We start from the raw sequence: 231 nt of genomic DNA on the forward strand, positions 1-231 counted from the left end.
ACCATCAACTTTGCTGATGTGGATAATACACTTAGCGATGATGCTGCCACGGTTGCTGAAGATGGCTCAAAAACCATCAATGTACTGACCAATGACACCATCATTGATGGCGGTGAGGTCACAAGCGTAACCCAGCCTGCTAATGGTGAGGTGACGTTCAATGCTGATGGCACGGTAACCTATACGCCTAATGATGATTATCATGGCAGCGACAGCTTTACTTATACCGTC

At 46.8% G+C, this 231-nt stretch carries 1 protein-coding gene; it reads left to right on the plus strand.

Annotation, left to right across the window (positions count from 1 at the left end):
- On the plus strand, nucleotides 1-231 hold a 231-nt coding region (locus MTBPR1_RS18155), incomplete at both ends, for an Ig-like domain-containing protein (protein ID WP_165602668.1).

This window comes from Candidatus Terasakiella magnetica (genome assembly GCF_900093605.1).
Lineage (GTDB): Bacteria > Pseudomonadota > Alphaproteobacteria > Rhodospirillales > Terasakiellaceae > Terasakiella > Terasakiella magnetica.